Annotated in this window: 7 protein-coding genes; all 7 read left to right on the top strand. The window is 66.7% G+C overall.

Annotation, left to right across the window (positions count from 1 at the left end; all coding sequences use genetic code 11):
• Window positions 1-1100, top strand: a 1100-nt coding sequence (locus tag A612_RS00590; protein WP_040435356.1) for a tyrosine-type recombinase/integrase, incomplete at its 5' end; no start/stop codon positions are given.
• Window positions 1097-2260: a PDDEXK nuclease domain-containing protein gene (locus tag A612_RS00585; protein WP_040435354.1), complete on the top strand. Its 1164-nt coding sequence runs from the start codon at window positions 1097-1099 to the stop codon at window positions 2258-2260. The genes A612_RS00590 and A612_RS00585, both read left to right, overlap by 4 nt.
• Window positions 2261-2585: 325 nt before the next feature.
• Window positions 2586-3092 (top strand): RadC family protein, encoded by a 507-nt coding sequence (gene radC, locus A612_RS00580; protein WP_040435353.1) that lies wholly within the window; start codon window positions 2586-2588, stop codon window positions 3090-3092.
• 283 nt (window positions 3093-3375) lie between these two features.
• The gene (locus A612_RS00575) at window positions 3376-3726 is read left to right on the top strand and encodes a DUF2958 domain-containing protein (RefSeq protein WP_019372677.1); all 351 of its coding nucleotides are present in this window, start codon (window positions 3376-3378) and stop codon (window positions 3724-3726) included.
• A gap of 65 nt (window positions 3727-3791) precedes the next feature.
• Complete coding sequence (locus tag A612_RS00570) at window positions 3792-4070, top strand: hypothetical protein (protein WP_019372676.1); 279 nt, start codon at window positions 3792-3794, stop codon at window positions 4068-4070.
• 709 nt (window positions 4071-4779) lie between these two features.
• A complete protein-coding gene (locus A612_RS00565; protein WP_040435350.1) occupies window positions 4780-5604 on the top strand; it encodes a DUF932 domain-containing protein in 825 nt (274 codons plus the stop codon).
• A 79-nt stretch (window positions 5605-5683) separates the two neighbouring features.
• The coding region (locus tag A612_RS00560; RefSeq protein WP_019372674.1) for a ParB/RepB/Spo0J family partition protein at window positions 5684-7026 on the top strand (1343 nt) is incomplete at its 3' end.

Below are 7026 nucleotides of genomic sequence, written 5' to 3'. Positions count from 1 at the left end.
AGTTGGCACGCCTGAAGGGGGCAGGTCATCAGTACCGCACGAACTCCGGCGTGCGGCGCAAGCCGGCAATCGGCCAGTTCGGCGAACTGACGGTCGAACAGGCCCGATCGCTGGCGCAAGACTGGCTGGCCGAAGTCCGGCGCGGGGGCGATCCCGGACTCGACAAGGCCGAAGCCCGCAAGGCGCCGACGGTCAAGGAGCTGTGCGGCCGGTTCATGGACGACCACTCCAAGCCGCACAACAAGCCCAGCACGCAGGCCGGCTACCAGTACCAGATTGACAGCTTCGTCATCCCGGCCTTCGGCAGCAAGAAGGTTCATGAGATCACGCGCAACGACATCACTGCGCTGATGAAGCGCATGGAGAAGTCGCCCACCCAGGCCAACCGCGTGCTGTCGCTCGTCCGAAAGATGTTCAACCTGGCCGAACTGTGGGGCTACCGGCCCGATGGCTCCAATCCCTGCCGCCATGTGCCCAAGTACCCGGAAAAGGGTTCGACCCGGCTCATTACCGACGACCAGATGACCAAGCTGTTCGCCTATCTGGAGAAGGCCGAGGCCGAGGGCTTAGAACATCCCATCCACCTGCTGGCCGTCCGGCTGCAATTCGAGTTCGCGGCGCGCATGTCGGAAATCCTGCTGTTGCAATGGGATTGGCTCGACCTGCCCAACGGCCGGGTGGTCTGGCCGGACAGCAAGACCGGCGATATGTCCAAGCCCCTGAGCGCCGAGGCTCGCCGCCTGTTGGAGAGCGCCCCCCACTATGGCGATTCGCCCTACGTTTGCCCTGCGATCCTCGATCACAAGAAGCCGCTAAGCCCCCACTCCTACTATCAGGCGTGGCGGCGCATCCTTGACCGTGCCGGTGTGCCGAAGGTCGGCACCCACGGCATCCGCCACCGCTCGGCGACGGACATTGCCAATTCGGGCGTGCCGCTCAAGGTCGGCATGGCGCTGACAGCGCACAAGACCGTGGCGATGTTCATGCGCTATGTCCACACCGAGGACGATCCTGTGCGCCAGGCGGCCGAGCTGGTGGCGACCCGGCGCCAGACCATCACGAAGGCGCGGCAACGCCAGCCCCAGGAGGCCACGGCATGAGCGCCCGGACGCCCAAAGCAGTAAAAGGCGCTGCCGTGCCTGCCGGCTACGCCGGCATCCACGGCGGCATCGTGGAACTGCTCGATGCCGCCCGCCAGGCGGCGGCGCGCAGCGTCAATGCGCTGATGACGGCCAGCTATTGGGAGATTGGTCGCCGCATCGTGGAGGCCGAGCAACAGGGCAAACGGCGCGCAGGGTACGGCGAACAGTTGATTGCCCGGCTGTCCGCCGACCTGACCGCGCGCTTCGGGCGCGGGTTCAGCCCGGACAACCTGGAGAACATGCGGCGGTTCTTCGCCGCCTATCCCCGGCCGGTGATTTCCGAGGCACTGTCTCGGAAATCGGGCGACGGGCTGCCCGCCGAGAAATCCGAGACAGTGTCTCGGAAATTGGCCTTGGGCGAGCTGGCGCAGGTGTTCACGCTGCCGTGGTCGGCCTACGTGCGGCTGCTGTCGGTCAAGGACGAGCACGCCCGCCGCTTCTACGAGGCCGCGGCGCTGCGCGGCGGCTGGAGCGTGCGCCAGCTTGACCGGCAGATCGGCAGCCAGTTCTACGAGCGCACCGCTTTGTCGAAGGACAAGGCGGCGATGCTGGTCAAGGGCGCTGCGCCTAGGCCGGAGGATGCCGTCAGGCCGGACGATGCGATCAAAGACCCGTATGTGCTGGAGTTCCTGAACCTCAAGGACGAGTATTCGGAATCCGATCTGGAAGCAGCCCTGATCCAGCGGCTGGAGGATTTTCTGCTGGAGCTGGGCGAAGGGTTCACCTTCGTCGGTCGGCAGCGGCGCTTGCGCATCGACCAGACGTGGTATCGGGTGGATCTGCTGTTCTTCCACCGGCGGCTGCGCTGCCTGGTCATCATCGACTTGAAGCTGGGCAGCCTGACCCATGCGGACGTGGGCCAGATGCACATGTATTGCAACTACGCCAAGGAGCATTGGGCGTATCCCGACGAAAACCCGCCCGTGGGTTTGATCCTCTGCGCCGACAAGGGCCACGCGCTGGCGCGGTATGCCTTGGAGGGCTTGCCGACGAAGGTGATGGCGGCGAACTACCGTACCGTGCTGCCGGATGCCGAACTGTTGCAGAAGGAGCTGGAAACCACGCGGCGACTGCTGGAGTCGCGTGCGGCGAAGCAGCTCAAGAAGCTGCCGCAATAGCCGGGCGTCCCGGCGTGCCGCCGTCGGGTTCGCGGGCTGCGCCCCGCGCTTCGTGCCGAATCGCGGCCATTCGGCTTTGACCCCTGACGCCTCCGGCCCTCTCGGGCCTGCGCGCTCCGCTTGCCCCAAAAGCCGACTGTGTGCAGTGGGCGGGTGTGGGCGGTCTTGCTGTTCCCTTCACCGTATCACGGCGTTCTCGCCGTCAAGGGCGGCGCGCGCCATGCGCGCTTGCGTCCTGGCGGCCGTCTGCGACCCCTGACTGCTTGCGCTGCGCCGTGCTGGCGCCGGTTCCGGGCAATTCCGACCGAGCAACCGGAGCACGATCATGTCGCAACTTTCCCTCTCTCTCGATACTCCGCTGATGGTGCGCGATGGCCGTGGGCGCTGTCGGCCGGCGGACGCCGACCAGATTCTGGAAGCCGCGCGCCAGGTCATCGAACAGAAGATGCAGCGCGGCGCCGAGTTCACTTCGCCAGTTGTGGTCAAGGACTACCTGCGCGCCAAGCTGGCCGGCTTCGAGCACGAAGTCTTCGCGGTGCTGTTCCTCGACACGCGCCATCGGCTGATCGACTACGTGGAGATGTTCCACGGCACGATCGACGCGGCCGAGGTGCATCCGCGCGAGGTGGTGAAGCTGGCGCTGCGGCTCAATGCGGCGGCGGTCATCGTTTCGCACAACCATCCGAGTGGGAACCCCGAGCCGAGCGCGGCCGACAAGGCGATGACCGCGCAGCTTCGGCAGGGGCTGGCGCTGGTGGACGTTCGCACGCTGGATCACGTCATCGTCGCGGGAAGCCGTACCACGTCATTCGCCGAGCGCGGCCTGCTTTGACCCTTGGGGGCTTCGGCCCCCTTTTTTTGCTGCGCCCGGCCGCGCGACTCCGGCCCTCGCGGGCCTGCGCGTGCTGCGCACTTGCCGAAAACCGGGGTGCGTGGAGGTGCGAGAGAGGCGGTCTTGCTGTTCCCTTCATCGTGCCACGGCGTTCTCGCCGTCAAGGGCTGCGCGCCGATGGCGCTTGCGTCCTGGCGGCCGTCGTTGACCCCTGACTGCTTGCGCTGCGCCGTGCCCCGGAAGGGTCGGGCAATACCGCCCGGCATCCTTTCAGGAGTTCACCGTGAACAACGCACTCATCACTGACGAGCAGCGCATCGTGCTGCTGGCCAACGGCCGCGAATCCTTGGAGAACCCGGACTTCGATCCGGCACCCGTGGTCAAGCTGTTTACGCCGGACGCCGGCGCGACCTGGCTGCTGACCGAGATTGATCCCGATGACCACGACCACGCCTTTGGTCTTTGTGACCTGGGCCTGGGTGCGCCAGAAATCGCCTGGGTCAGCCTGGGCGAGCTGGCGACGGTGCGCGGCGGGCTGGGCCTGCCGATCGAGCGCGACCTGTCTTTCCGCGCCGAGAAGCGGTTGAGCGCCTACGCGCGCGATGCGCGGCTGGCCGGGCGGATCGCTGTCTGAGCCGGCCCTCGGAGCGCCGCAAGGCGCTCCTTGCGCTTTTCCAACCTTCGCAGGAGATCAATGCCATGAGCAGCCATCACGACTACATCATCGAAATCACTGCGCAGCACGATGCGCTCAAGCCGTTCGCGCCGGAGAACGGCCAGCCCCTGCGCTTCAAGATCGGCGACGCGGTGATCTACACCAACGAGTTTGGCGCGCAGTTCCGGCGCCGCGTCACCGGGTTCTACCAGCCCACCGGGCTGTCGGGTCTGTACGCGCGTGGTGCGCGCTACCTGCTGGACTCGTCATCGCCGTGGATGCCGGTATCGGAATCCAGCCTGCGCCCTGACGACTCGGCGTGATGCCTACGCGCCCCTTGTGGGGCGCTGCGCGCTTCGCTTGCCTCCAGGGAAAGCCCTGCGGGCTATCCCCGCCGCGCGGTGCTTGGCGCCCCTCAAAGACCGCCGAACCGGCTGCGCCGGATCGGCCAGACCACAGCAGTCGTTGTCGAACCTGTTTCCCCATGACTGACGCATGAGCTTGTGCATCGAGCATTGAATGCTGTGCGTCCCCGGCCAAGAAACATGGCCGGTCGCGCTGTCGTGCGCGCTGCGCATCGAGCCGCCTGCGGCGTCTCGCCCCTTCCGGGCTTCCATCGTTCCCTCGCTCCGCTCGGCTGACGCCTCAGGCCCGGATTCCTAGATCCGGGCCTGCGCGCTTCGCTTGCCGTGCGGTCGGCGTGTGGGGAAGGCCGTTGCCTTGTCCAGCCGTCTTCCCTGACTCCATCACCTTGTCCGCGACTGTAGCCCGCGGCCGTGTGCCGTCAAGGCGCGCAGGGCCGTGTCCTCGCTTCGCTGCGGGCCGCACCAACCCTGCGCTTGCCTCCTTGACGACCCCCGTCCGCGCGCTCCTGACCGTCGCGGGCGATGAACTCAGGAAAGACGGTGGCAACAGGGCCAACCGGGTTCCTCGTGCCGACCGCACCGAACAGCCGAAAGGCTGGGCTTCCGAATCTAGGAATCCGGTGTGCGGTGAACAGCAAACCCTTTTTTCTTTGTCAGGAGAAATGCCATGCAACTCGCATCCCGCTTCGCTTCCCGTTCCCCGGTGCTGCGTTCGGAACGTCCCTTGTCCGACGACCAAATCCGGGCCGTGGCCCCGTCCATCTTCGCGGACGCGCCGCACGAAAGCCGCTCCGAGCGGTACAGCTACATCCCCACCGCGACCGTGCTGCAAGAACTGCGCGGGGAAGGCTTCGAGCCTTTCATGGTGACGCAAACCCGCGTGCGCAACGACGACCGCCGCGACTACACCAAGCACATGATCCGGCTGCGCCACTCCAGCCAGATCAACGGCCGCGAGGCCAACGAAATCATCCTGCTGAACTCCCATGACGGCACCAGCAGCTATCAGATGCTGGCCGGGATGTTCCGCTTCGTTTGCAGCAATGGCCTTGTCTGCGGCGACACCGTGGCCGACGTGCGCGTGCCGCACAAGGGCGACGTGGCGGCGCATGTGATCGAAGGCGCTTACGAAGTCCTGCACGGCTTCGACCGGGCGCATGAATCCCGCGATGCCATGCGCGCCATCACGCTGGACGCCGGGGAATCGGAAGTGTTCGCCCGCGCTGCGCTGGCGTTGAAGTACGACGAGGACAAGCCCGCGCCCATCACGGAATCGCAAATCCTGATGCCGCGCCGCCACGACGACGACCGCCGCGACCTGTGGAGCGTGTTCAACCGCACGCAGGAGAACTTGACCAAAGGCGGCCTGTCCGCCCGCGCCGCGAATGGCCGCCGCCAGACCACCCGGCCCGTGCAGGGCATCGACCAAAGCGTGCGCCTCAATCGCGCCCTGTGGCTGCTGGCCGATGGCCTGCGCCAGTTGAAAGCCTGAATCCCCACGCGGCAGGGGCAGGCAGCAGCCCTTGCCGCTTCTCTCGCTGCTGCATCCCTAACCGCAAGGAGTTATCACCATGAACGCCGTACTCAAAACCGAAGCCGTCGCCATCGAAGCCGCCGCCCCGCTGGAAATGGCCGACCCGTCCAAGAACCTGATTCTGGTTCCGCTCTCGCAGTTGCTGCCGCGCCGCTCCAAGCGCAACGCCCGCACGACCCCGCGCCTGTCCATCCCCGAACTGGCCGCGAGCATTGCCCGCATCGGCCTGCTGCAAAACCTGATTGTCATCCTCGCCGCCGATGGCGAGCAATACGAAGTCGTCGCAGGCGACCGCCGCCTGACCGCCTTGAAGCTGCTGGCGAAGAAGAAGCGCATCCCCGCCGACTACGAAGTGCCGTGCCTGCTGGTGGCCGATGCTTCCGCCCGTACCGTCAGCCTCGCGGAGAACGTGCAGCGCGAGAACATGCACCCCGCCGACCAGTTCGCGGCCTTCGCCGCGCTGGTCAAGGAAGGCCGGCCCGTCGAAGACATTGCCGCCGACTTCGGCGTGTCCCCGCTGGTGGTGCAGCGCCGCTTGAAGCTGGCGAACGTCTCGCCGCGCCTGATGGCCGACTACCGGGCCGGTGGCGTGACGCTGGAACAGTTGATGGCCTTGACCATCACCGATGACCACGCCGCGCAGGAAGCCGCGTTCTATGGTGCGCCGGAATGGCAGCGCAGCCCGTCCAAGCTGCGCGAGCGCCTGACCGAGCGTGAAATCGACGCCACGCACGCGCTGGTGCGCTTCGTCGGGCTGGACACCTACCGGCAGGCAGGCGGCGGCGTCCGCCGCGACCTGTTCGCCGAAGGCGATGCCGGAACCTACCTCACCGATACCGCAGTGCTGGAAACGCTGGTGCGCGACAAGCTGGCAACGCTGACCGAGGACGTGCGCGCCGAGGGCTGGGCATGGGTGGAGGCCGTGCCGCATCTGGCCTATGAGGAACGGCAGGCGTTCCAAAACGCCCCGCGCCACCGCCGCGAGCCGACCACCCGCGAGGCCCGCCGCATCGCCTCGCTGGAAACCCGCCTCGAAAAGATCGACGCCGAACTGGAAGAGGCCTACCAAGGTGAAAGCAGCGAGGACGAGGCCAAGGCCGAGAAGCTGGAACAGCGGCGCGATCAGGTGGTCGGGGAACTGCAAGACGCGGAGGACGCCTTGCAAGGCTACGCCCCCGAGGTGCGCGAGGTGGCCGGTGCCATCGTCACCATCGACCGCAACGGCGAGGCCGTCATTCATCGCGGCCTGCTGCGCGAAGCCGAGGCCAAGGCGCTGCGCACGCTGGAAAAGCTGCGGCGCGGTTTCGGCAGTGCCGAAGGCGAAGCCGCCAACGACGAGCACGAGGACGCCGACGACGCGCCCAAGGCCGCGAGCCTGTC

The sequence above is a fragment of the Melaminivora alkalimesophila genome, assembly GCF_000282995.1.
In the GTDB taxonomy this organism is placed as follows: Bacteria; Pseudomonadota; Gammaproteobacteria; order Burkholderiales; family Burkholderiaceae_C; genus Melaminivora; species Melaminivora alkalimesophila.
This window is presented reverse-complemented; position numbering and strand designations above follow the sequence as displayed.